This is a genomic window from Variovorax sp. 38R, from assembly GCF_014843395.1.
Lineage (GTDB): Bacteria > Pseudomonadota > Gammaproteobacteria > Burkholderiales > Burkholderiaceae_C > Variovorax > Variovorax paradoxus_H.
On record NZ_CP062121.1, the window covers coordinates 3,421,708 to 3,442,163 of the forward strand.

19 protein-coding genes and 1 pseudogene are annotated in these 20,456 nt (G+C 67.6%); 3 read left to right on the top strand and 17 right to left on the bottom strand.

Going from position 1 to position 20,456, the window contains the following annotated elements; genetic code table 11:
• Window positions 1-31 precede the first annotated feature (31 nt).
• The 13 genes and pseudogenes from IG196_RS15710 to IG196_RS15770 all read right to left on the bottom strand — a co-directional run bounded on the left by IG196_RS15710 (window position 32) and on the right by IG196_RS15770 (window position 12,576).
• The gene (locus tag IG196_RS15710) at window positions 32-514 is read right to left on the bottom strand and encodes a rhodanese-like domain-containing protein (RefSeq protein ID WP_192197031.1); all 483 of its coding nucleotides are present in this window, start codon (window positions 512-514) and stop codon (window positions 32-34) included.
• 554 nt (window positions 515-1,068) lie between these two features.
• Window positions 1,069-2,146: pseudogene (locus IG196_RS15715) on the bottom strand (IS110 family transposase).
• Between the two features lie 347 nt (window positions 2,147-2,493).
• Window positions 2,494-2,709, bottom strand: a complete 216-nt coding sequence (locus IG196_RS15720; protein ID WP_007829250.1) for a TOBE domain-containing protein — start codon at window positions 2,707-2,709, stop codon at window positions 2,494-2,496.
• A 53-nt stretch (window positions 2,710-2,762) separates the two neighbouring features.
• Complete coding sequence (locus IG196_RS15725) at window positions 2,763-3,359, bottom strand: malonic semialdehyde reductase (protein WP_192196865.1); 597 nt, start codon at window positions 3,357-3,359, stop codon at window positions 2,763-2,765.
• 16 nt (window positions 3,360-3,375) lie between these two features.
• The gene (locus IG196_RS15730; RefSeq protein WP_192196866.1) at window positions 3,376-4,665 is read right to left on the bottom strand and encodes an O-acetylhomoserine aminocarboxypropyltransferase/cysteine synthase family protein; all 1,290 of its coding nucleotides are present in this window, start codon (window positions 4,663-4,665) and stop codon (window positions 3,376-3,378) included.
• A gap of 36 nt (window positions 4,666-4,701) precedes the next feature.
• Entirely contained in the window at window positions 4,702-5,532 is an 831-nt protein-coding gene (locus IG196_RS15735) for an ATP-binding cassette domain-containing protein (protein ID WP_192196867.1), read from the bottom strand.
• A 4-nt stretch (window positions 5,533-5,536) separates the two neighbouring features.
• A complete protein-coding gene (locus IG196_RS15740; RefSeq protein ID WP_192196868.1) occupies window positions 5,537-6,499 on the bottom strand; it encodes an aliphatic sulfonate ABC transporter substrate-binding protein in 963 nt (320 codons plus the stop codon).
• Between the two features lie 11 nt (window positions 6,500-6,510).
• Complete coding sequence (gene ssuC, locus IG196_RS15745) at window positions 6,511-7,371, bottom strand: aliphatic sulfonate ABC transporter permease SsuC (RefSeq protein WP_192196869.1); 861 nt, start codon at window positions 7,369-7,371, stop codon at window positions 6,511-6,513.
• 8 nt (window positions 7,372-7,379) lie between these two features.
• Window positions 7,380-8,549 carry an FMNH2-dependent alkanesulfonate monooxygenase gene (gene ssuD / locus IG196_RS15750; protein ID WP_192196870.1) on the bottom strand — a complete coding sequence of 390 codons (1,170 nt, stop codon included), beginning with the start codon at window positions 8,547-8,549 and terminating at the stop codon, window positions 7,380-7,382.
• A gap of 148 nt (window positions 8,550-8,697) precedes the next feature.
• Window positions 8,698-9,657, bottom strand: coding sequence for a sulfonate ABC transporter substrate-binding protein (locus IG196_RS15755; RefSeq protein WP_192196871.1), 960 nt, complete (start codon window positions 9,655-9,657; stop codon window positions 8,698-8,700).
• A gap of 22 nt (window positions 9,658-9,679) precedes the next feature.
• A complete protein-coding gene (locus tag IG196_RS15760; RefSeq protein WP_192196872.1) occupies window positions 9,680-10,720 on the bottom strand; it encodes a sulfonate ABC transporter substrate-binding protein in 1,041 nt (346 codons plus the stop codon).
• 122 nt (window positions 10,721-10,842) lie between these two features.
• Window positions 10,843-11,427, bottom strand: coding sequence for an NADPH-dependent FMN reductase (gene ssuE, locus IG196_RS15765; protein WP_099789623.1), 585 nt, complete (start codon window positions 11,425-11,427; stop codon window positions 10,843-10,845).
• A gap of 99 nt (window positions 11,428-11,526) precedes the next feature.
• Window positions 11,527-12,576: a sulfate ABC transporter substrate-binding protein gene (locus IG196_RS15770; protein WP_192196873.1), complete on the bottom strand. Its 1,050-nt coding sequence runs from the start codon at window positions 12,574-12,576 to the stop codon at window positions 11,527-11,529.
• 138 nt (window positions 12,577-12,714) lie between these two features.
• Between IG196_RS15770 and IG196_RS15775 the strand changes: the two genes are divergently transcribed.
• Genes IG196_RS15775 through IG196_RS15785 form a run of 3 tightly spaced genes read left to right on the top strand, consistent with a single transcriptional unit; the run spans window position 12,715 to window position 15,788 of the window.
• Complete coding sequence (locus IG196_RS15775; protein WP_013541095.1) at window positions 12,715-12,990, top strand: oxidative damage protection protein; 276 nt, start codon at window positions 12,715-12,717, stop codon at window positions 12,988-12,990.
• Window positions 12,991-12,997: 7 nt separating this feature from the next.
• A complete protein-coding gene (mnmC, locus tag IG196_RS15780; protein ID WP_225617057.1) occupies window positions 12,998-14,818 on the top strand; it encodes an FAD-dependent 5-carboxymethylaminomethyl-2-thiouridine(34) oxidoreductase MnmC in 1,821 nt (606 codons plus the stop codon).
• Window positions 14,819-14,876: 58 nt separating this feature from the next.
• The gene (locus tag IG196_RS15785) at window positions 14,877-15,788 is read left to right on the top strand and encodes a transglutaminase family protein (RefSeq protein WP_099789631.1); all 912 of its coding nucleotides are present in this window, start codon (window positions 14,877-14,879) and stop codon (window positions 15,786-15,788) included.
• A 25-nt stretch (window positions 15,789-15,813) separates the two neighbouring features.
• On the opposite strand, the gene IG196_RS15790 is transcribed toward IG196_RS15785, so the two are convergent.
• The 4 genes from IG196_RS15790 to IG196_RS15805 all read right to left on the bottom strand — a co-directional run bounded on the left by IG196_RS15790 (window position 15,814) and on the right by IG196_RS15805 (window position 20,396).
• Entirely contained in the window at window positions 15,814-17,034 is a 1,221-nt protein-coding gene (locus IG196_RS15790; protein ID WP_225616673.1) for a glycerophosphodiester phosphodiesterase, read from the bottom strand.
• A gap of 141 nt (window positions 17,035-17,175) precedes the next feature.
• Window positions 17,176-18,099, bottom strand: a complete 924-nt coding sequence (locus IG196_RS15795; protein WP_192191879.1) for a crotonase/enoyl-CoA hydratase family protein — start codon at window positions 18,097-18,099, stop codon at window positions 17,176-17,178.
• A 90-nt stretch (window positions 18,100-18,189) separates the two neighbouring features.
• Window positions 18,190-19,665 carry a sensor histidine kinase gene (locus IG196_RS15800; RefSeq protein WP_192197034.1) on the bottom strand — a complete coding sequence of 492 codons (1,476 nt, stop codon included), beginning with the start codon at window positions 19,663-19,665 and terminating at the stop codon, window positions 18,190-18,192.
• Window positions 19,665-20,396: a response regulator transcription factor gene (locus tag IG196_RS15805; RefSeq protein WP_192191880.1), complete on the bottom strand. Its 732-nt coding sequence runs from the start codon at window positions 20,394-20,396 to the stop codon at window positions 19,665-19,667. Before IG196_RS15805 ends, IG196_RS15800 begins: the two co-directional genes overlap by 1 nt.
• Window positions 20,397-20,456: the final 60 nt, after the last annotated feature.

A 20,456-nucleotide genomic window follows, 5' to 3' on the forward strand; every position in this document is an offset into this window, starting at 1 on the left:
CCCTTGTGTTTTCTGTCTGTGGGTTCGGGGTTCAGTCCTGCACCCACGGCAGGCCATGAAAGCGCCAGCCGTCGGACCCGCCGCGGTGCTGCCGCGCATCGATCTCGCCCTCGAAGCCTTCGAGCACGTTAAAAGCCTGCGTGAAGCCTGCCTTGGCAGCGGCCTCGGCCGCCAGTGCAGAGCGCTTGCCGCTGCGGCACAGCAGCAGCACCACGGCCTCCTTGCCACCGTCCTTGGCCAGCTTGGCTTCGAGTTCGCGCACGAAGCGCGGGTTGCGCGTGAGCGCGGTGCCGGTGGCCCACGCCACGTGCAGGCTCTCGGGGACGTGGCCGACGAACTTGCGCTCTTCACCGGAGCGCACGTCGACGAGCACGGCTTGCCCGTTCTGCACCAGCTGCCAAGCCACGGGGGGCGTCACGCCGCCGGCGTAGGGCCAGCCGGCTTCGGCGGCGTGTGCCTTGGCCTGTTCGAGGGCGGGCGGCAAGGCGATGACATCTTCAACTTCCACGGACATGCGGTTGGACTCCTGTTGTACGTTGGTCATTCCATCTTCCTTGATGGCGATAACCACCACTGTAGGAGTGCAACGACGAAGGTCAAACGACTCAAAAGTCGATTCTTAACAACCTTGTGATCTATGGAGTGCAGGGCCTGGGTGCTTCAGGGCCTGCTCCCGCCGACGGGGTACCTTGCTCCGCGAATGTCCCCCGGCCTGCGGGCTTCCGCCGCTCCCCCTTGTACCGGGACTTCTCGCGCGGTCAAGCACGGCTTCAGGGTTGTTTTCTTGCCATGCTGTATTGCCTGCAAGGCGGTGAGGATCGAGTCGCAACGAAACGAGGAACAGACTGCACATCTACCGACGGTCTTGTTGCACGGGCGTGTGGCCGTGCGGACCCAGATACGAACCGCTCAGCGGGGCTTCATTCATTTCTCGTGATGCCCACTTCAATTGGCATCACCAAGGGGGAGTCGAGCTTGCCCGCTGCCGGTCTGACCTGTTCATTGCATCTTGGAACTCACGTCTGGCAAACAAACAAACATCAACAAAGGCTCTTCGAACAGCTCGCGCTACACCGCGATGACCGCAGCGATGGCGCCTGGTGGTTTGGTACTGACGTGGTGCGCATCGAAGGCCCGCCCGCGTGCGAACACGGCCCACAGGATGCGCGCGTTCTTGTTGGCCAACGCCACCACGGCCTTCTGCCACCCGGAGCGCTCGCGCAAGGCCTGCACCCAGCGCGAGATCGGGTCGTCGCGTCTGTGCGCCGTCAGCACGATCGACTTGGCCCCCTGGATCAGCAGCGTGCGCAGGTACGCGTCGCCTCGCTTGGTGATGCGCCCCAGGTTGTTCTTGCCGCCGCTGGAGTTCTGTCGAGGCGTCAGACCCAGCCAGGCGCCGAACTGCGCACCATTTTTGAATTGCTTGAAGTCGCCCACCGTGGCCACCACCGCGGATGCCGTGACCGGTCCCACGCCCAGCAACTGCTCGGCCTGGCGCACCTGATCGCTGGCCTTGCCGTGTGCAGCGATGCGCTCGTCGCACCATCGCAGGTGTGCATCGAGTTCTTGCCATTGCGCATAGGCCCGCTGCAGCGTCAACCGGGCCAGAGCGCCCAGTTCATTGCTGGCATCTTCCATCGCGTCGGGAAGCACCTGGCGCAGCGCCTCGGGGCTTTGGGCGAACACCAATCCGAACTCCGCCAACAGGCCCCGGATGCGGTTGATGCAGGCGGTGCGGTCTGCCTTGACGCCCTCTCGCAGGCGGTGAGTGCACAGCATGCTTTGCTGCTCCACGCTCTTGATCGGCACGAAGTGCATGTGCGGGCGCGAGGCCGCCTCGCAGATCGCAGCGGCATCGTTGGCGTCGTTCTTGCCGCTCTTGCCTTGGAGGCGATAAGGCACGACGTGCGGGGCGGCAATGATGCGGGCATCCAGCCCCAGAGCAAGCAGCTTGCGCGCCCAGTAATGGGCGCTGGAGCTGGCCTCCATGGCGATCAGGCAGCCTGCCGACAGTTGCACACACCAAGCCAGGAATTTATCGCGTGCCAAGGCGCGCCCCTGTGACGCGCAAGCCCGCGGCATTGACCGCAAAGACCTGGATCACGCGCTTTGCCAAATCCACGCCGACTCGGGTAATCTCGTTCATGGGGCTTCTCCTTTCAAAGGTTTCAGATTGACTTCGCAAATCAATCTTGGCACTCGATGCCGTGACCAGAAAGCGAGAAGTCCCTTCGCATTCATTTCGCTGCGCAAGGCACCTCATCGACGTGAGCGTTTTCAGTGCCGCCGTTGATCGACCAGCACAACGACAGCGCCCAGCGTGCTCAGGACACTGGGTGCTTCCCGCAGCGAAATCAAGGAGGAGCCGAAGGCGGGGGACATTCGCGGAGGGAAGTACCCGGTGGCCTGCGCACACGCCCCGAATCAGCGGCTCCAAACGAAAAACCCCGGCACCAAAGACAGCACCGGGGAATCGCAAAGCCCGAGGGTCCGTCAGAGCTTGGCGATCGAAACTTCGGTCGACTTCACGAGTGCGACCACGTCGGAGCCCACCTTCAGTTGCAGCTCGTCGACGGAGCGCGTGGTGATGACGGACGTGACGATGCCCCAGGCGGTTTCGACATCGACTTCGGAGACGACGTCGCCGCGGATGATTTCGCGAACCTTGCCCTTGAACTGGTTGCGGACGTTGATGGCTTGGATGGACATGGTGATTTCTCTTTCAGGGTTGACAGGGTTGTGAGTGAAGAAAAGAACGGGGTTCAGACGATCTCGGCCACCTCGTCGAACGCCAGCCGGGGCCCGCGTTCGAAGGTGCCGGCGTGGTCGGCCACGCCGAGGTTGACGAGGAAGTTCGCGCGATAGCGGCCGTCGGGGAAGAAGGCCTTGTCGACCAGGTCGGCGTTGAAGCCCGACTGCGGCCCCGCGTCGAGCCCGAGCGAGCGCGCCGCCAGGATCAGGTAGGCGCCTTGCAGGCTGCTGTTGCGGAAGGCCGTGGCCTGTGCGGCTTCGGCGCTCTTCTCGAAGAAGGGCTTGGCGTCGTAGGCGGGGAACTGCGTGGGCAGGTGCTCGTAGAAGCGCGTGTCGTGCGCAACGATCACCGTCACGCCGGCCTGCAGCGTCTGCGCGGTGTTGCCCGCGGACACGGCCGGCTTCAGCTTGGCCTTGGCCTCCTCGCTGCGCACGAACACGTAGCGCGCCGGCTGGGCGTTGTAGGCCGTCGGGCCCCACTTCACGAGGTCATACAGCTGGCGAATCAGCGCGTCGGTCACGGGCACCGGCTTGAAGGCGTGCACGGTGCGCGCCTTGCGGAACAGCTGGTCGAGCGCGGCGTCGGGAATGGCTTGCAGAGTGGTCATATCCTGGAACGCTGTGTCAGTTCGACGCGGCGGCGAGCGCCTGGTCGAGGTCGGCAATCAGGTCGTCGATGTGTTCGATGCCCACCGACAGACGCACGGTGTCTTCCGTGACGCCGGCCCGGGCCAGCTCTTCGGGCGACAGCTGCCGGTGCGTGGTCGATGCGGGGTGCGTGGCCAGCGAGCGCACGTCGCCGATGTTCACGAGGCGCGTGAAGAGCTTCAGCGCATCGAGGAACTTCGCCCCACCCTCCCGGCCCGCACCGATGCCGAAGGTCAGCACGCCGCTCGAACGGCCGCCGAAGTACTTCTTGGCCAGCGCGTAGTCGGGATGGTCTTCGAGCGCGGCGTAGTTCACCCAGTTGACGGCCTTGCTCTGCTTCAGGTGCTGCGCCACTGCGAGTGCATTGCTGCTGATGCGGTCCATGCGCAGCGCCAGCGTCTCGATGCCCTGAAGGATCAGGAAGGCATTGAACGGCGAGATGGCCGCGCCCGTGTTGCGCAGCGGCACCACGCGCGCACGGCCGATGTAGGCGGCCGGGCCCAGTGCCTCGGTGTAGACCACGCCGTGGTAGCTCACGTCGGGCTCGTTCAGGCGCTTGAAGCGCTGCTTGTGCTCGGCCCACGGGAACTTGCCCGAGTCGACGATGGCGCCGCCGATGCTGGTGCCGTGGCCGCCCAGGTACTTGGTGAGCGAATGCACCACGATGTCGGCGCCGTGCTCGATGGGCCGACTCAGGTACGGCGAGGGCACGGTGTTGTCGACGATGAGCGGCACGCCGTGGCGGTGCGCAATTTCGGCGATGGCCGCGATGTCGGTCACGTTGCCCGCCGGATTGCCCAGCGACTCGACGAACACCGCCTTGGTCTTCTCGTCGAACAGCTTGTCGAAGCTGCTCGGGTCGCGGTGGTCCGCGAAGCGCGTGGTGATGCCGAACTGCGGCAGCGTGTGCGCGAACAGGTTGTAGGTGCCGCCGTAGAGCGCCGTGCTGCTGATGATGTTGTCACCGGCCTCGGCGATGGTCTGGATCGCGTAGGTCACGGCGGCCTGGCCCGAGGCCAGTGCCAGCGCCGCAATGCCACCTTCGAGCGCGGCCACGCGCTGCTCCAGCACGTCCTGCGTCGGGTTGTTGATGCGCGTGTAGATGTTGCCCGGCACCTTCAGGTCGAACAGATCCGCGCCATGCTGCGCGCTATCGAAGGCGTAGGCCACGGTCTGGTAGATCGGCGGCGCGACCGCGCGGGTGGTGGGCTCGGGCGAATAGCCGGCGTGGACCGACAGGGTTTCGAATTTCCAGTTCTGCGACATGCGACTGCCTTTCAAATGGGGAAGGAATGAAACGACTCAGATCGCCCAGCGCAAGGCATGGGCCTGAGGTGTGAGCCAGCTGGCATCGGTGCTTTCCACATCGGTCTCTTCGGACTTCTGCAGCACTCGGTCGAGGATTCGTTTTTCGATGGCGGCAAAGGCCGGGTCGCCCTGCGAGCGCGGGCGGGCCAGCGCGATGTTCTCGTCGAGCGCGATGCGGCCGTCTTCGATGAGGATCACGCGGTCGGCCAGCGCCACGGCTTCCTGCACGTCGTGTGTCACCAGCAGCGCAGTGAAGCGGTGGCGCTGCCACAGGTTCTCGATGAGGCGGTGCATCTCGATGCGCGTGAGCGCGTCGAGCGCGCCCAGCGGCTCGTCGAGCAGCAGCAGGCGCGGGTGGTGCACCAGCGCACGCGCCAGGGCCACGCGCTGGCGCTGCCCGCCCGACAGGCGCGCCGGCCACTCGTTCTCGCGATCGGCCAGCCCGACATGTGCCAGCACTTCCTTGCCGCGCGCCTTGGCATCGCTCGGCAGGCCCAGCGTCACGTTGTCGAGCACGCGGCGCCAGGGCAGGAGGCGCGCCTCCTGGAACATGATGCGGGTGTCGTCATGCAGGCCGCTCACGGCCTTGCCGTCGGTGTAGAGGCCACCCGAAGTGGCTTCTTCGAGGCCCGCGATGAGCCGCAGCAGCGTGCTCTTGCCGCACCCGCTGCGCCCGACGATGGCGATGAACTGGCCCGGCTCGATGGTGAGCTGCGTGTTGCGCAGCACCTCGCGCGCGCCGTAGCGCTTGTGCAGGCCGCGCGCCTCGAGGCGCACGCCGCCGGCAATGGCGGGGGGTTGGATGTCTTTCAGAACGGCACTCATGAATTCAGGCCCCGGGGTTGAACAGCGCCACGTTCAGCGCATTGATTTTTCTGGGCAGCAGCTTCTCGGCGAAGAAGGCATCGGCGATGCGCTGCTGTTCGGCCAGGCCGCCGGCCGCCACGGGCCGCACCGCGTAGCTGCGGCGGCTGTTGGCCTGCTCGATGGTCGGGGCGTCGAGCCCCCACACGGGAGCGAGTAAGGCGGCCGCTTCCTTCGGGTTCTGCTTGACCCACTTGCCGGTTTTTTCCAACTCGGCGTAGACCACGCGCAGCACGTCGGGCCGCGCCTTCGCGAACTTGGTGCTTGCCAGGTAGTAGCGCTGGTACGACGCGATGCCCGTGCCGTCGGCCAGGATGCGCACCTTCGACTGGCGCTGCGCAGCGGCCAGGAACGGGTCCCACACGACCCAGGCGTCGATGGCGCCCTTCTCGAAGGCGGCGCGACCATCGGCGGGCGTGAGGTACGCAGGCTCGATGTCCTTGAACGACAGGCCGGCTTTCTCCAGTGCGGCGATCAGCAGGTAGTGCGCGCCGGCTGCCTTCGCGAAGCCGACCTTCTTGCCTTTGAGATCGGCCACGGTCTTGAGCGGCGAATCGTCGCGCACGACGATGGCCTGCGCGGCCGGCGACGGTGCTTCCTGCGCCAGAAAGGTCAGGTCGGCACCGGCCGCTTGTGCGAACACGGGCACGGTGTCGGCCACGTCGGCGCTGATGTCGAGGTTGTCGAGGTTCAGCGCCTCGAGCAGCGGCAGGCCGCTGGTGAACTCGTGCCAGCTCAGCGCGACGTTGAGCGGCGCGAGCTGCTTCTCGAGCGTGCCCTGCACCTTCAAGAGCGCGATCAGCGTGGACGACTTCTGGTAGCCGAGGCGCACGGTGGCGGGGCGTTGCTGCTGTGCCAGCACGGCACCCGCGCTGAGCGCGCCCAGCGTCGCCATGGCGGTGCGGCGATTGATGAGGTTGTGGTTCATGTGCCCTGCCCTCACTTCGCCGGCTTCTTCTGGTAGCCGGGGTGCCAGCGCAGCCACCATTGCTCCAGGCCACGTGCGAACAGGTCGGCCAGCTTGCCGAGCAGCGCATACAGCAGGATGCCCACGAGCACGATGTCGGTCTGCAGGAACTCACGGGCGTTCATCGTGAGGTAGCCGATGCCGGCCTGCGCCGAGATGGTCTCGGCCACGATGAGGATCACCCACATGAGGCCCAGCGAGAAGCGCAGGCCCACGAGGATCGACGACAGCGCGCCCGGCAGGATCACCTCGCGGTACAGCTGCCAGCGCGACAGGCCGTAGGTGCGTCCCATCTCGATGAGCTGCGGGTCGACGTTGCGGATGCCGTGGAAGGTGTTCAGGTAGATCGGAAAGAACACCGACACCGAGATCAAAAACAGCTTGGCCGATTCGTCGATGCCGAACCACAGGATCACGAGCGGAATCAGCGCCAGCGCCGGAATGTTGCGCACCATCTGGATGGTGGAGTCGAGCAGCGTCTCGAAGAACTTCACCGAGCCGGTCAGCAGGCCCAGCGCCAGCCCCGCGCCGCCGCCGATGGCGAGCCCCGCGAGCGCGCGGCCCGCACTCACCTTCACATGCGTCCAGAGCTCGCCGGACACGGTGAGCGCCCACGCGGCCTTGACCACGTCGACCGGTGCCGGCAGCACGCGCGTCGAGAGCCAGCCCAGCGACGAGGCGATCTGCCAGACGACGATCAGCCCCACCGGCACTAACCACGGAATGAGCCGCTTCGCGACATTGAGGCCGAAGCCTCGCAGCGCGCTGCCTGCGTCCCCTGCGGTGTTCGATGCCGGCGCCACCGCCGGCAGTTCCTGTACTTGTTCAGTCATGCGTGTCCTCAGCTTTGGGAAACGAGGCGCGAGGGCGCGTCGAGGTTGGCGACGACTTCGCCGAAGGGACCGCTCAGCGAGCCGCCTGCGAGTTGCGTCTTCGCCTTGCGCGAGAGCAGCGGGAACACCAGCTCGGCGAAGCGGTAGGCCTCTTCGAGGTGCGGGTAGCCCGAGAAGATGAACTTGTCGATGCCCAGCGCCGCGTACTCCTCGATGCGCGCCGCCACGGTCTTGGCATCGCCGACCAGCGCCGTGCCCGCGCCGCCGCGCACCAGGCCCACGCCGGCCCAGAGGTTGGGCGCAATCTCCAGGTCAGCGCGCCCGCGCTTGGCACCGCCGGCATGCAGCGCGGCCATGCGGCGCTGGCCTTCGGAGTCCATGCGCGCAAAGGCGGCCTGGGCGCGTGCGACGGTGTCGTCGTCGACGCGGCTGATGAGTTCTTCGGCGGCTTTCCAGGCGGCGTCTTCCGTCTCGCGCACGATCACGTGCAGGCGGATGCCGAACTGCACGGTGCGGCCCTGACGTTCGGCGCGTGCGCGCACGTCGGCGATCTTTTTCGACACTTCCGCGGGCGGCTCGCCCCAGGTCAGGTAGGCATCGACCTGCTCGGCGGCGAGGTCGTGCGCCGTGGCCGACGAGCCGCCGAACCACACGGGCGGATGCGGCTTTTGCACCGGCGGAAACAGCAGCCGCGCGCCCCTCACGCTCAGGTGCTTGCCTTCGTAGTCGTAGGTGCCGGTCTCGTGGCTGCGCGCAATGATCTCGCGCCAGATGCGGATGAACTCGGCCGACTGCTCGTAGCGCGCCGCGTGGTCGAGGTACACGCCGTCGCCTTCCAGCTCGGCCTGGTCGCCACCGGTGACGAGGTTCACGAGCAGGCGCCCGCCCGAGAGCCGGTCGAAGGTTGCGGCCATGCGTGCGGCCAGGCTGGGCTGGTGCAGGCCGGGGCGCACGGCCACCAAAAATTTGAGCTTCTTCGTCGCGCCGATCAGGCTGGACGCGATGACCCACGGGTCTTCGCAGGAGCGGCCGGTGGGAATCAGAACGCCTTCGTAGCCGAGGTGGTCGGCCGCGCCGGCGATCTGTTGCAGGTACGGCAGGTCGACGGCGCGCGCGCCTTCGCTCGTGCCGAGGTAACGGCTGTCGCCGTGCGTGGGGAGGAACCAGAAGATCTGCATCGGGGACTCTCGGTCGTTCGTTCGTGGATTCAGATGGCAAGCAGGAAAGGCAGGCGGGGCGGCGCAGACACCACACCCCAGGCGCGCGCCGTGAGGGCGAGCACGCGCCCGGCGCGTTCGTGCAGTGCGGTCGACAACACGGCGGTCATCACGCGATTCCTGCGCCGGCGGCGTCGAGCACGTTGATCTTTTTGGGGATCAGCTTGAGCGCGAAGAAGGTGTCGGCAATCTGCTGCTGCTCGGCCAGGATGGCCTTGGTGATCGGGCCGGTGCCGTAGGCGGTGCGGCCTTGCGACAGGTCGGCCACGGCCTTGGGCAGGCCCCAGATCGCCGACAGCTCGGTCGCCAGTTCGTTGCGGTGGGCGGCGCCCCACTGGTCGATCTTGTTGACCTCTTCGATTGCAATGGCCAACACGTCGGCGTTCTTCGCCACGTAGTCGAGCGACGAGAAGTAGTAGGCGCGGTTGCCGACCACGCCCACGGCGTCGGCCAGGATGCGTGCGTCGAGCGACTGCTGCGCGGCGGCCAGGAACGGGTCCCAGATCACCCAGGCGTCGACCGAGCCCTTTTCGAAGGCGGCGCGCGCATCGGCGGGCGGCAGGTAGATCAGGTTCAGGTCGCTGTACGCCAGGCCGTGCTTCTCGAACAGCTTGACGATGAAGTAATGGACGTTCGAGCCCTTGTTGAGCGCGATCTTCTTTCCCTTGAGGTCGGCCACGGTCTGGATGGCAGAGGCCTTGGGCACCAGCACCGCCTCGGTCTTCGGGCGCGGCACCGTGGCACCCACGTAGGCCAGCGGCGCACCGGCGGCCTGCGCAAAGATCGGCGGCGCTTCGCCGACGTCGCCGAAGTCGATCGAGCCGACGTTCAGTGCCTCGAGCTGCACCGGGCCGGCCGTGAACTCGGTCCACTTCACGGTCGCGCCCAGCGGTGCGAGCCGCTTCTCGAGCGTGCCGCGGGCCTTGAGCACACTCAGGTAGCCCTTCTGGTGACCGATGCGCAACTGGCGCGTGGGGCTCTGCGCCAAGGCGGCGAACGACGACGGCAACGCGAGGGCGGCGGCCGCGCCCTGGAGCAGGCGGCGGCGGGGAATGGCAATGCGGGTCATGGAAAGTGGTCCTTTGAACTGCTCAGGGCTGGGCGGTGACGACCGCGTCGCTGACCTTGATGGGCTTGGGAATGAGCTTCAGCGCGTAGAAGGTGTCGGCGATCTGCTGCTGGTCGGCCGCGACGGCCGCGGTGATCGGCTTCACGTTGAATTCGTAGCGGCGCAGCGCCAGCTCGACCACGTCGACCGGGAGGCCCTGCAGCGGCGCGATCACTTCGGCGGCCTGGCGCAGGTTCTTCTTGAGCCAGATGCCCTGCTCCACCGAATCGGCGAACAGCGCATCGATCACCTGCGGGTGCTTCTTCACGAAGCCGCGCTCGCCCAGGTAGAACTGGTAGTTGTTGACCACGCCGGAAGCGCCACCCGTGCCATCCGCCAGCACGCGGGCACCGGTGGCTTTCTCGGCGGCGGCCTGGAACGGGTCCCAGATCACCCAGGCGTCGACGTTCTTGCTTTCGAAGGCGGCGCGGCCGTCGGCGGGTGCGAGGTACACGGGCTGGATGTCGGACAGCTTCAGGCCGTTCTTCTCGAGCTGCTTCACGAGCAGGTAGTGCACGTTGCTGCCCTTGTTGAGCGCAACCTTCTTGCCCTTGAGATCGGCCACCGAGGCGATGGGCGAATCCTTCGTGACCAGGATCGCCTCGGCGCGCGGCGCGGCCGGGTCGTAGCCGAAGTAGACGAACTTGGCACCCGCAGCCTGCGCGAAGATGGGCGGCGCCTCGCCGACATAGCCCACGTCGACCGCACCGACGTTCAGCCCTTCGAGCAGCTGCGGCCCGGCCGGAAACTCGACCCACTTCACGCCGAAGCCCAGCGGCGAGAGCTTCTTCTCGAGCGTGCCCTGCGCCTTCTGCAGCACGAACAGGCTGGCCGACTTCTGGTAGCCGATGCGCAGCTCGCCCTTGGGCTTGCCTTGCGCATGCGCAGAGGCGGCGGAGATGAAGCTCACGATGAGCGCGATGGCGGTGACGACGATGGCGCTGATGGCCAGGTCGCGCAGCGCCTGCCAGAAGGAGCGCGGCGCGACTTCGAACACGGAGTCTTCGGGGGCGACGGGGTTCATGCGGAATTCCTTGGTGCAAAAACGTGAGGCAAAGCGATCCCCCGGCCGCACGCAGGCGGCTTCGAAAAACGGGGAACGGAAAGAGGTCTGGCCGGGGCCGGGTTCAGCGAGGAACCCGGTCGTCAGACGCTACATCGCACACGGGAAAAGGGTACCGGCTCGAAGCCGTGGGTCGCCGGCAACTTGAGGCCTTCGGTCGCGAGCACCTCGACGGCCTCGTTGAGTCGCTCCGCCAGGTCGTGGTGCACCTGGTAGGCGTTCTCGGGCGTCAGCGCGATCTGCGAATCGCTCGCGTAGACGCCCGGCAGGATGTGGCGCGCCGACAGCGACTGCAGCACGGGGCGCAGGGCGTAGTCGAGCGCGAGCATGTGGTGCGGGCTGCCGCCGGTGGCCAATGGCAGCACCGTCTTGCCCTTGAGCGCGTTCTGCGCGAGCAGGTCGAGAAAGACCTTCAGCACGCCGCTGTAGGCCGCCTTGTAGACCGGCGTGGCCACCACGATCACGCGGGCTGCCGCCACCTGGGCAATGGCACGCTCGATGGCCGGATGCGCCCACTCGGCCAGCAGCAGCGCTTGCGCCGGCAGCTCACGGATCGCGAGCCGCTCGATGCGCGCATGGCGTTGGGCCAGCCGCTCGCCCACCGCGTCGAGCAAGGCGGTGGAACGGGACGGGGCCGAAGGGCTGCCGGCAATCAGGAGAACGGACACGAGAAACTTTCGTTGGGCTTCAGGAGAAATTCAGGGCGTAGCGATCCCCGGCGCCCTCCCACGGGGTGCCACCAGCGATCGATTCCGGAGCGGCTGCGCTTACTTCTGCTTGGGCGCGTAGATCTGGTCGAAGGAGCCACCGTCTGCGAAGTGCGCCTTGTCGGCTTTGGCCCAGCCACCGAAGGCTTCGTCGATGGTCACCAGCGTGAGCTTGGGGAACTGCTTGTCGTACTTGGCCTTGGCCTTGTCCGAGGTCGGGCGGTAGAAGTTGCGGCCCGCGATGTCCTGGCCCTCGTCGGAGTACAGGTACTTCAGGTACTCCTCGGCCACGGCGCGCGTGCCCTTCTTGTCGACCACCTTGTCGACCACCGCCACGCTGGGCTCAGCCAGGATGGAGATGGACGGCACGACGATCTCGAACTTCTCGGGGCCGAATTCCTTCAGCGCCAGGAAGGCTTCGTTTTCCCAGGCCAGCAGCACGTCACCCACGCCGCGCTGCACGAAGGTGATGGTCGAGCCGCGCGCGCCGGTGTCGAGCACGGGCACGTTCTTGTACAGGTTGCCGACGAATTCCTTGGCCTGTGCCTCGCCCCCGTACTTGCGCTTGGCGAATTCCCAGGCGGCCAGGTAGTTCCAGCGGGCGCCGCCCGAGGTCTTGGGGTTGGGCGTGATCACCTGAACACCCGGCTTGATCAGGTCGCTCCAGTCCTTCAGGCCCTTGGGGTTGCCCTTCTTCACCAGGAACACGATGGTCGAGGTGTAGGGGGCCGAGTTGTGCGGCAGGCGCTTCTGCCAGTCAGCCTTGACGAGGCCGCCGTGCGTGGCCAGGGCGTCGATGTCGCCGCCGAGGGCCAGCGTGGCCACGTCGGAATCGATGCCGTCGATGATCGAGCGGGCCTGCTTGCCCGAGCCGCCGTGCGACTGCTTGACGCTCACGTCCTGGCCGGTCTTGGCCTTCCAGTACTTGGCGAAGGCCTGGTTGTAGTCCACGTACAGCTCGCGGGTCGGGTCATACGACACGTTGAGCAGCGTCACGGGGCCCTTGGCGCCCGCCGCGCCCTGCGAAAACGACGGCAATGCCGACAGGGCCAAGGCACCGGCCACGCCGGCACCCAGGGAAAGCTTGATAAAGTCGCGGCGAAGGCTCATGGTGTCTTGCTCTTAAAAAGGCATATCAATGAAGCTGCGTATTCTGAATACGACATATAGGAACTGGAACGACCAAGTTCTCAGTTCTAAATAGCCAAATCAACTAAGCACCCGCTTTCCCCCACAAGAGGCAATCAAATGGCACGCATGGTTCAGTGCATCAAGCTCGGCAAAGAGGCCGAAGGACTCGACTTTCCGCCGTATCCCGGCGACCTGGGCAAGCGCCTGTGGGAAAACGTCAGCAAGGAAGCCTGGGCCGCCTGGCTCAAGCAACAGACCATGCTGGTCAATGAAAACCGGCTGAACCTGGCCGACCTGCGCGCCCGCCAGTACCTGGCACGCCAGATGGAAAAGCACTTCTTCGGCGAAGGCGCCGACGTGGCGCAAGGCTACGTTCCCCCTCCTGCAGCCTGAGTCGGTCTTGGCCGCCGACGGCACCCCGCTCGGCGCGCGCTCCGGCGACACCTCCCCCCTCGACAACGACACACCGGCGCTTTCGCGCCGTGTGTTTTTGGACGGCTGCGGCCTGCCCGCCGCCTGGTCCGGGCGTCCGCAATGGCGGATTCTCGAAACCGGCTTCGGACCGGGCCTTCATTTCCTGACAACCTGGCAGGCCTGGCGCGCCGACCCGCATCGGCCGCGCCTGCTGCATTACGTCGCGGTCGACGCCCATCCGGCGCCGGCCGGCGATCTGCTGCGCGCGGCTGACGCCGACCCGACGCAGGCGCCGCTCGCCGCGGAGCTGACTCGGCAATGGGTCGGGCTGCTGCCGGGCTTCCACCGCCTGGCCTTCGACGACGGCCGCGTGCTGCTCACGCTGTGCATCGGCGAGCTGCAGCCGATGCTGCGCGCCCAGCGTTTCGAGGCCGACAGCCTCTTTCTCGACGGCTTCGACCCGACGCAGAACCCTGCGATGGCCTTGCCTGACACGCTCAAGGCGGTGTCACGCTTCGCCCGCCAGGGCACCGGCCTCGCGGCCCGCACCGACGACGACGGGGTGCGTCATGCGCTGGCGCAGAACGGCTTCCAGCTCGACCCGCGCCCCGGCAGCCTGCGCGGCGTGTTCGCACCCGCATGGACCGTGCGGCGCCGCCAGCCGGTGCGCGAAGGCGTCGAAGCGCCCGGCCATTGCGCGGTGATCGGCGCCGGGCTCGCGGGTGCCGCGGTCGCGGCCAGCCTTGCGCGGCGCGGCTGGCGGGTCACGGTGCTCGATGCGGCCGATGCGCCGGCCTCAGGCGCCTCGGGCCTGCCAGTGGGGCTGCTGGCACCGCATGTATCTTCCGACGATGCCTTGCTGTCGCGGCTCACGCGCGCCGGCATCCGTGCGACCTGGACCGAACTGGCGCACCGGCTCGACCACGGCCGCGACTGGGGCGCTTACGGGTCACTCGAACGCCGGCCCGACGGTGACGTGCGCGTGCCGGCTGGCTGGAGCGCGCACGGGCCGAACGAATCGTGGCCCGCCGAGGCCGACCGGCTCGCGGCGGCCGGCCTGCCGCCTGACACGCCAGCGCTTTGGCACGCGCGCGCAGCCTGGGTGCGCCCGCACCGGCTGATCGCTGCGTGGCTGAGCCAACCGGGCATCGAGTTCCGTGGCAACTGCCACGTGGCGCGCCTCGCACGCACAGACGGCAGCTGGCAGCTGTTCGACGACGCCGGCACCCTGCTCGCCGAAGCCGACCGCGTCGTCGTGGCCGCAGGCTTCGAATCTCACCACTTCGCACCCGACTTGCCGCTGCAACCCGTGCGCGGCCAGGTCGCCTGGGGCCGCGCGGACGACAGCGCCCTGCCCGTCACCCCCATCAACGGCGACGGTCACCTGATCGCCGGCGTGCCCGACGGCGAGGCGCCGCAACCGCTCTGGCTGATCGGCGCCACCTTCGACCGCGACAGCACCGACCTTGCCCCCACCGACGCCGACCGCCTCATCAACCGCGACCGGCTGACGCGTCTGCATCCCGGCGCCGCCGCCGCGCTCGCGCCCGCCTTCGACCACGGAGAGACCCACGCCTGGGTCGGTGTGCGCTGCGCCTCGGGCGACCGCCGGCCGCTGGTGGGGCCGCTGGCGCCGGGTGCCGACGACGGCCTCTGGGCCTGCACCGCGCTGGGCTCGCGCGGCCTGAGTTTTGCCACGCTGTGCGCCGAGCTGCTGGCCGCGCAATGGCACGGCGAGCCGCTGCCATTGCCCCAGACATTCGCGAAGGCGCTGGGCACGCAGCGGCTCTGGCCCGGGTCCGACTGAATCGGCGCGTACTGGGTTTCCCACCACCCATCGTCACGCTCGCACCGCACAATGCACGATGGCCATCCAGTACGACATCACCCACACCACCGTCTACCGCTACAACAAGCCGGTCACCTTCGGCTTGCACCGCGTGATGTTCCGTCCACGTGACAGCCACGACCTGCGCGTGCTCGCCACCGACCTGCAGGTGAGCCCGCAGGCCCTCACGCGGCTCATTCAAGACCCGTACTCGAACTCCGTTGCGCTGGTGCAGCCGCTGGGCGAGGCGACCGAGCTGCGCATCGTGTGCTCCTTCACCATCGAGCACGTGCCGCCGTCGCAGCGAGACCTGCTCACGCTCGATCCGTCGGCCGAGTTCCTGCCCTTTGCCTACTCGGTGGAAGAGCGGCTGGACCTGGAGCACTACCTGCGCCCGTACCACGACGACGATGCCAACGGCACGCTGATCCGCTGGGCCCACCAGTTCCTGCACACCGACCAGCCCAACAGCACGCGCGACGTGCTCACGCGCATGAACGCGCACATCGGCCAGAGCTTCCAGTACAAGGCGCGCGACGAGGAAGGCACGCAGACGCCGCTCGAAACGCTGGCGCTGGGCAGCGGCAGCTGCCGCGACTACGCACTGCTGATGATGGAAGCCACGCGCCGCCTGGGCATCGCGACACGGTTCGTCTCGGGCTACCTCTACGACGCCGCGCTCGACAACGACACCGCGCTGCAGGCGCCCGGCGAATCGGTCACCGGCGCCGGCACCACGCATGCGTGGCTGCAGGCCTACTTGCCCGGCGCGGGCTGGCTGGCCTTCGACCCCACCAACAACCTCATGGGCAGCGGCCAACTGATCCGCGTGGGCGTGGCGCGCGACCCCGCGCTGGCAGCGCCCATCTCGGGCAGCTGGTACGGCGACGCCGAGGCTTATGAAGGCCTCGAGGCCACGGTGGTCGTGAAGCGCCGCAAGGGCAGCTGAGCGCCCCTCCTTCTTTCCGTTCGACTTATTGCTTCGGCTGCGCCGCGCGGTAGGCCTGCACCGCCGGCACGGCCGTGGCCGGGCTGTCGGCAAAGAAGCCGTCGATGCCCGCATCGAGGAACGCCTTGATCTCGCCGGCGGTGTCGCCGTACACGATCGGGTCGGTCTTCGGCGCCTTCTTCAGGCTGTCGGGCAAAAAGTTGTTCTCGGGCCGCACCGTGAAGATGTGGACCAGCAGCTTCTTGTCGTGCGCGTCCTTCACCAGCGTGGTCGGCGCGCCGAGCTTGCCGTCGACCACCGGGATCACGCGCGCCTTGGCCGGACCGATGCCGTTTGCATAGGTCGCGATCTCGGCCAGGCCCTCGGGCTTCACGAGGTCGGCGTAGGTGCGCTTGTCGTTCAGCGCCACGAGGTCATACGGCGCGCCCTGCCCGTCGATGAGCTGGACGATCTTCACCGTGCTCTTCAGGCGGATGTCCTTCAGGTTGCCGGTTTCGAAGGACTGCACGAACACCGGCGCGTCGGCCTTGTCGAGGTCGTACTTGTGCAGCGTGTCGAGCAGCCTCTTCTCGAGCGGCAGGCCGATCGAGCGGAAGTACGTCGGGTGCTTGGTCTCGGGGTAGATGCCGATCACGCGGCCCTTGATCACCGACTGCGCCTTGGCGAGCTGGATCACCTCGTCGAGCGTGGGCACCTGGAACAGGTCGTTGAAGGACCGGTTGGCGGGGCGCAGCGCCGGAATGCGTTCGCGCGCCTTCAGCTCCTTGAGCTCGGCCAGCGTGAAGTCTTCGGTGAACCAGCCGGTGACTTCGCGGCCGTCGATGGTCTTCTTGGTCTTGCGATCCGCGAACTTGGGCACTTCGGCCACGTTCGTGGTCGCTTCGAGCACCTTGCCGTCGGCATCGACGATGGCGATGGCGTTCTCGTGGCGCGCGACCAGCTCGCCGTCCTTGGTGGGCACGAGGTCGGGCTCGATGAAGTCGGCACCATCGTCGATGGCCTGCTGGTACGAGGCCAGCGTGTGCTCGGGCCGCAGCGCGGGCGCGCCACGGTGGCCGATGACGAGCACGGGGGCAGCCACAGCCGGTGCGGGCGCCGGGGCGGGCGCAGGTGCCGGAGCCGGGGGCGAGACCGGCGCGATGGGCCACATCGGCACGCCACCGCCGCCATTGCCACCACCGCAAGCAGCCATGAATGCGCAGGCACAGGCCGCGAGGGCCGTGCGCGAGAAATTGAACATTTGCATTGAAATCCTCCCCTTTTGTATCCATCGAAATGGATGCGCCATCTTTCCGCCGTCAACGTGACAAGCGGCAGGCGCGCCGGATCATCAAGGGGGGATATGTCGGTCGCGTGACATGGGAGCAGGTGTCACGCGATAGCGCGCTCAGCCGCGCGCAGCCAGCTTCGCTTCGAGCTCGGCGATTCGCGCCCTCGCCTCGTCGCCTTCGGGAATCGACCGGCCGCTGTCGCGCCACTGCACCGCGCTCTTGAAGCCTTCGGCCTCCGCTTGCCGACGGAACCACATGCCTTCGGGGTTGTGCCGCGTGATGCCGTCGAACACGGTGGCGAACATCTGCGTCTGCTCCAGCCCCATCGAATGCCAGACCTGGTTGACGACCATCTTGTGCATCATGAGGTGCGAACTGGGCACGCCCGCGATGCGCTGCGCGAGTGCCAGCGTGGCCTCGTCGAGCTGCGCCGCCGGCACCGCGAAATTGGCCAGCCCCCAGTCGGCCGCCTGCGTGCCGGTGATGGTGTCGCCCGTGAACATGAGCTGCTTGGCGCGCAGCGCGCCGAGGCGGTAGGTCCACATCGCGGTGGTCGGGCAGCCCCACACGCGCGTGGGCATGTAGCCGATGCGCGCGTCGTCGGCCATGGTGAGCAGGTCGCAGCACAACGCGATGTCGCTGCCACCCGCCACCGCGTAGCCGTGCACCTTGGCGATGGTCGGCTTGCGGCAGCGCCACAGCGACATGAAGTCTTCGGTGTTGCGCTTCATGGCGGCGTAATCGAGCATCGGGTCCCACGGCGTTTTCTCCTGCCGGCAGGGATGGTCGCCCTGGCCTTCGCGGCCGTGGCCCTCGGCGTAGTCGCCCAGGTCGTAGCCGGCGCAGAAGGCGCGGCCCGCGCCTTCGACCACGATCACATGCACCTCGTCGTCGGCCTCGGCCCATTCGACCGCGCGGCGGATGTCGGTGGGCGTGCTGTCGCCGATGGCGTTGAGCTTCTCGGGGCGGTTGAGCACGAGGCGCGCGATGCGCGGGTACTGCGGGTCCTTGTCGATCAGGACGGTCTCGAAAGCGGGCATGGTCGGTGGTCTCCTGCGGTTCTTTTGGGGGATGCCGCTTCGCTTGTAGCATCGCCCGCCGCCCGCTGGCAAACCCGCCGACCGCCGGGTTCAACGTCCCGTTGCGCCCCCGAGCCGGAACAGAAACACCGCGCCCTTGCCCGGCTGCGGTACGAGCCGGATGTCGCTGCCGTGCAGCTGCAGGATGCGCTGCACGATCATCAGCCCCAGCCCGCCGCCGCGCGCACCGCCATCGGCAAAGGCCGGCCGCGTGAACAGTCCCTTCTGCAGCTCGCCCGGAATGCCGGGCCCGGTGTCGCTCACCTGCACGGCCACGCCGGCCTCGGACGGGCGCAGGCGCACCTCGATCTCGCCGCCGACCGGTGTGTGGCGGATGGCGTTGTCCAGCAGGTTGGTCAGCACGCGTTCGATCATGCCGAGGTCGGCCGACACCACGGGCAGGTTCGGTGCGATGTCGGGCTTGAGCTGCTGGCGCCGCGCCTCGGCCGCGAGTTCGAACTTCTGGAACACGTCCTGCACGAGGTCGGCGAGCGCAAAGTTTTCTTTCTCTGGCTTGACCACGCCGTACTCGAGCCGCGCCAGCTCGAACACCTCTTGCGCAAGCCGACCGACCTTGCGGCTCTGGCCGAGTGCGATCTCCAGGTAGCGGCGGCGCTCTTCCTCGCTGAGCGTGCCGGCCTTGAGCAGCAGCGTCTCGAGGTAGCCGTGCAGCGACGTGAGCGGCGTGCGCAGATCGTGCGAGATGTTGGCGAAGAGCTCGCGGCGCTGGCGGTCCTGCAGGCTGAGTTCGCGCCACTGCTCGGCGATGCGGCGCGTCATCTGTTCGAAGGCCTGCTGCAGCTGCGCGATCTCGTCGTCGGCACGGCGCGGCGGCGCGGGCATGGGCGCCTCGCGCTCCAGCGCCTCGATGCCCTCGGCCTCGAAGCGGCGCACCGCCGCCGTCAGCTCGCGCAACGGCCGGGTGATGAGACGGAACGCCACCAGCCCGGCGATGAGCCCCAGCAGCGCCACCAATGCCATCGACCACAGCGTGGTGCGCAGCACGGTGTCGGCCGACAGGTTCGCGGCCAGCGCGTCGTGGTCCTCGCCTTGCAGCACCACGTACACATAGCCGGCGTCGCGCCCGCCCATGCGCAGCGGCGCGGCACTGAAGACCTTGGTGCCGTCGGGGCTGCGCGGATCGTCGCCCGCAATGGGCAGCCGCTCGCCAGCCAGGAATCGGCGGATCGGTTCAAGGGCCACCTTGTCGCGCTCGAGGTGGCCCGGCGGCGCGGCCTGGGCCTCGATGCGGCCGTCGAGCCCCAGCACGTAGACCTCGACGCTGGGGTTGACGGTCATGAGCTTGTCGAACAGGTCTTTCACCGCCACCGGGTCGAGGCCGCCGGGCTTCATGAGTTCGGTGTTCTGCGCGATGTGGGCCGCGAGCCCAAGCGACAGCCGCTGCGTCACCTCTTGCGCATGCTGCGCACCGGCACGCATCTGCAGCCACGCCGAGGCCCCGCAGCAGGCCAGCAGCAGCACCGCGAAGGCGATCGACAGCCGCCGCGACAACGTGGCCCAGGCCATCATGGCGCGTCACCTTTGGGTGCAGCGTCGTCTGCCGCGAGCTTGTACCCACGCCCCCACACCGTGAGGATGCGCCGCGGCGCGGCCGGGTCGGCCTCGACCTTGGTGCGCAGTCGGTTGATGTGCGTGTTGACCGTGTGCTCGTAGCCGTCGTGCTGGTAGCCCCAGACCTGGTTGAGCAGGTCGCGCCGCGAGAACACCTTGCCGGGATGGCGCGCGAAGAAGTACAGCAGGTCGAACTCGCGCGGCGTGAGCTCGATGGGCTTGCCGTCGACGCGCACCTCGCGCGCCAGCGGTTCGATGTCGAGGTTGCCCAACGTGAGGCTGCCCGAATCGAGCCGTGCGTTGCGCGCCAGCGCGTCGGTGCGCCGCAGCAGCGCCTTCACGCGCGCCACCAGCTCCAGCACCGAGAAGGGCTTGGCCAGGTAGTCGTCGGCGCCGAGTTCGAGCCCGAGGATGCGGTGCACTTCGCTCGAGCGTGCGCTCACGATGATGATGGGCGTGTAGCGCGCCATGGCGCGGGCGCGGCGGCAGATCTCGAGGCCGTCGATGCCGGGCAGCATGAGATCGAGCACCAGCGCGTCCCACTGGCCGCGCTCCAGTGCGCGCAGGCCGGCGTTGCCGTCGGCGGCGTGCTCGACCGCATAGCCCTCGTCGCGCAGATGCATGCGCAGCAGTTCGGCAATGTGGGCGTCGTCTTCGACGATCAGCACGCGTTTGGCGGTGTCCATGGCCGCGATTGTCCCGCGAGTCGGGCCCCGGAGTTATCACGATTCTTTGAACTTTGCGTG

Excerpts from the sequence above, each read along its gene's own strand:
- IG196_RS15710 (WP_192197031.1), bottom strand. The coding sequence starts at position 514 with ATGTCCGTGGAAGTTGAAGATGTCATCGCCTTGCCGCCCGCCCTCGAA.
- IG196_RS15720 (WP_007829250.1), bottom strand. The coding sequence starts at position 2,709 with ATGTCCATCCAAGCCATCAACGTCCGCAACCAGTTCAAGGGCAAGGTT.
- IG196_RS15785 (WP_099789631.1), top strand. The coding sequence starts at position 14,877 with ATGGCCATCCAGTACGACATCACCCACACCACCGTCTACCGCTACAAC.
- IG196_RS15795 (WP_192191879.1), bottom strand. The coding sequence starts at position 18,099 with ATGCCCGCTTTCGAGACCGTCCTGATCGACAAGGACCCGCAGTACCCG.
- IG196_RS15740 (WP_192196868.1), bottom strand. The coding sequence starts at position 6,499 with ATGAACCACAACCTCATCAATCGCCGCACCGCCATGGCGACGCTGGGC.
- ssuD (WP_192196870.1), bottom strand. The coding sequence starts at position 8,549 with ATGCAGATCTTCTGGTTCCTCCCCACGCACGGCGACAGCCGTTACCTC.
- IG196_RS15770 (WP_192196873.1), bottom strand. The coding sequence starts at position 12,576 with ATGAGCCTTCGCCGCGACTTTATCAAGCTTTCCCTGGGTGCCGGCGTG.
- IG196_RS15790 (WP_225616673.1), bottom strand. The coding sequence starts at position 17,034 with ATGCAAATGTTCAATTTCTCGCGCACGGCCCTCGCGGCCTGTGCCTGC.
- IG196_RS15725 (WP_192196865.1), bottom strand. The coding sequence starts at position 3,359 with ATGACCACTCTGCAAGCCATTCCCGACGCCGCGCTCGACCAGCTGTTC.
- IG196_RS15805 (WP_192191880.1), bottom strand. The coding sequence starts at position 20,396 with ATGGACACCGCCAAACGCGTGCTGATCGTCGAAGACGACGCCCACATT.
- IG196_RS15760 (WP_192196872.1), bottom strand. The coding sequence starts at position 10,720 with ATGAACCCCGTCGCCCCCGAAGACTCCGTGTTCGAAGTCGCGCCGCGC.
- ssuC (WP_192196869.1), bottom strand. The coding sequence starts at position 7,371 with ATGACTGAACAAGTACAGGAACTGCCGGCGGTGGCGCCGGCATCGAAC.
- IG196_RS15775 (WP_013541095.1), top strand. The coding sequence starts at position 12,715 with ATGGCACGCATGGTTCAGTGCATCAAGCTCGGCAAAGAGGCCGAAGGA.
- IG196_RS15730 (WP_192196866.1), bottom strand. The coding sequence starts at position 4,665 with ATGTCGCAGAACTGGAAATTCGAAACCCTGTCGGTCCACGCCGGCTAT.
- IG196_RS15735 (WP_192196867.1), bottom strand. The coding sequence starts at position 5,532 with ATGAGTGCCGTTCTGAAAGACATCCAACCCCCCGCCATTGCCGGCGGC.
- IG196_RS15755 (WP_192196871.1), bottom strand. The coding sequence starts at position 9,657 with ATGACCCGCATTGCCATTCCCCGCCGCCGCCTGCTCCAGGGCGCGGCC.
- IG196_RS15800 (WP_192197034.1), bottom strand. The coding sequence starts at position 19,665 with ATGGCCTGGGCCACGTTGTCGCGGCGGCTGTCGATCGCCTTCGCGGTG.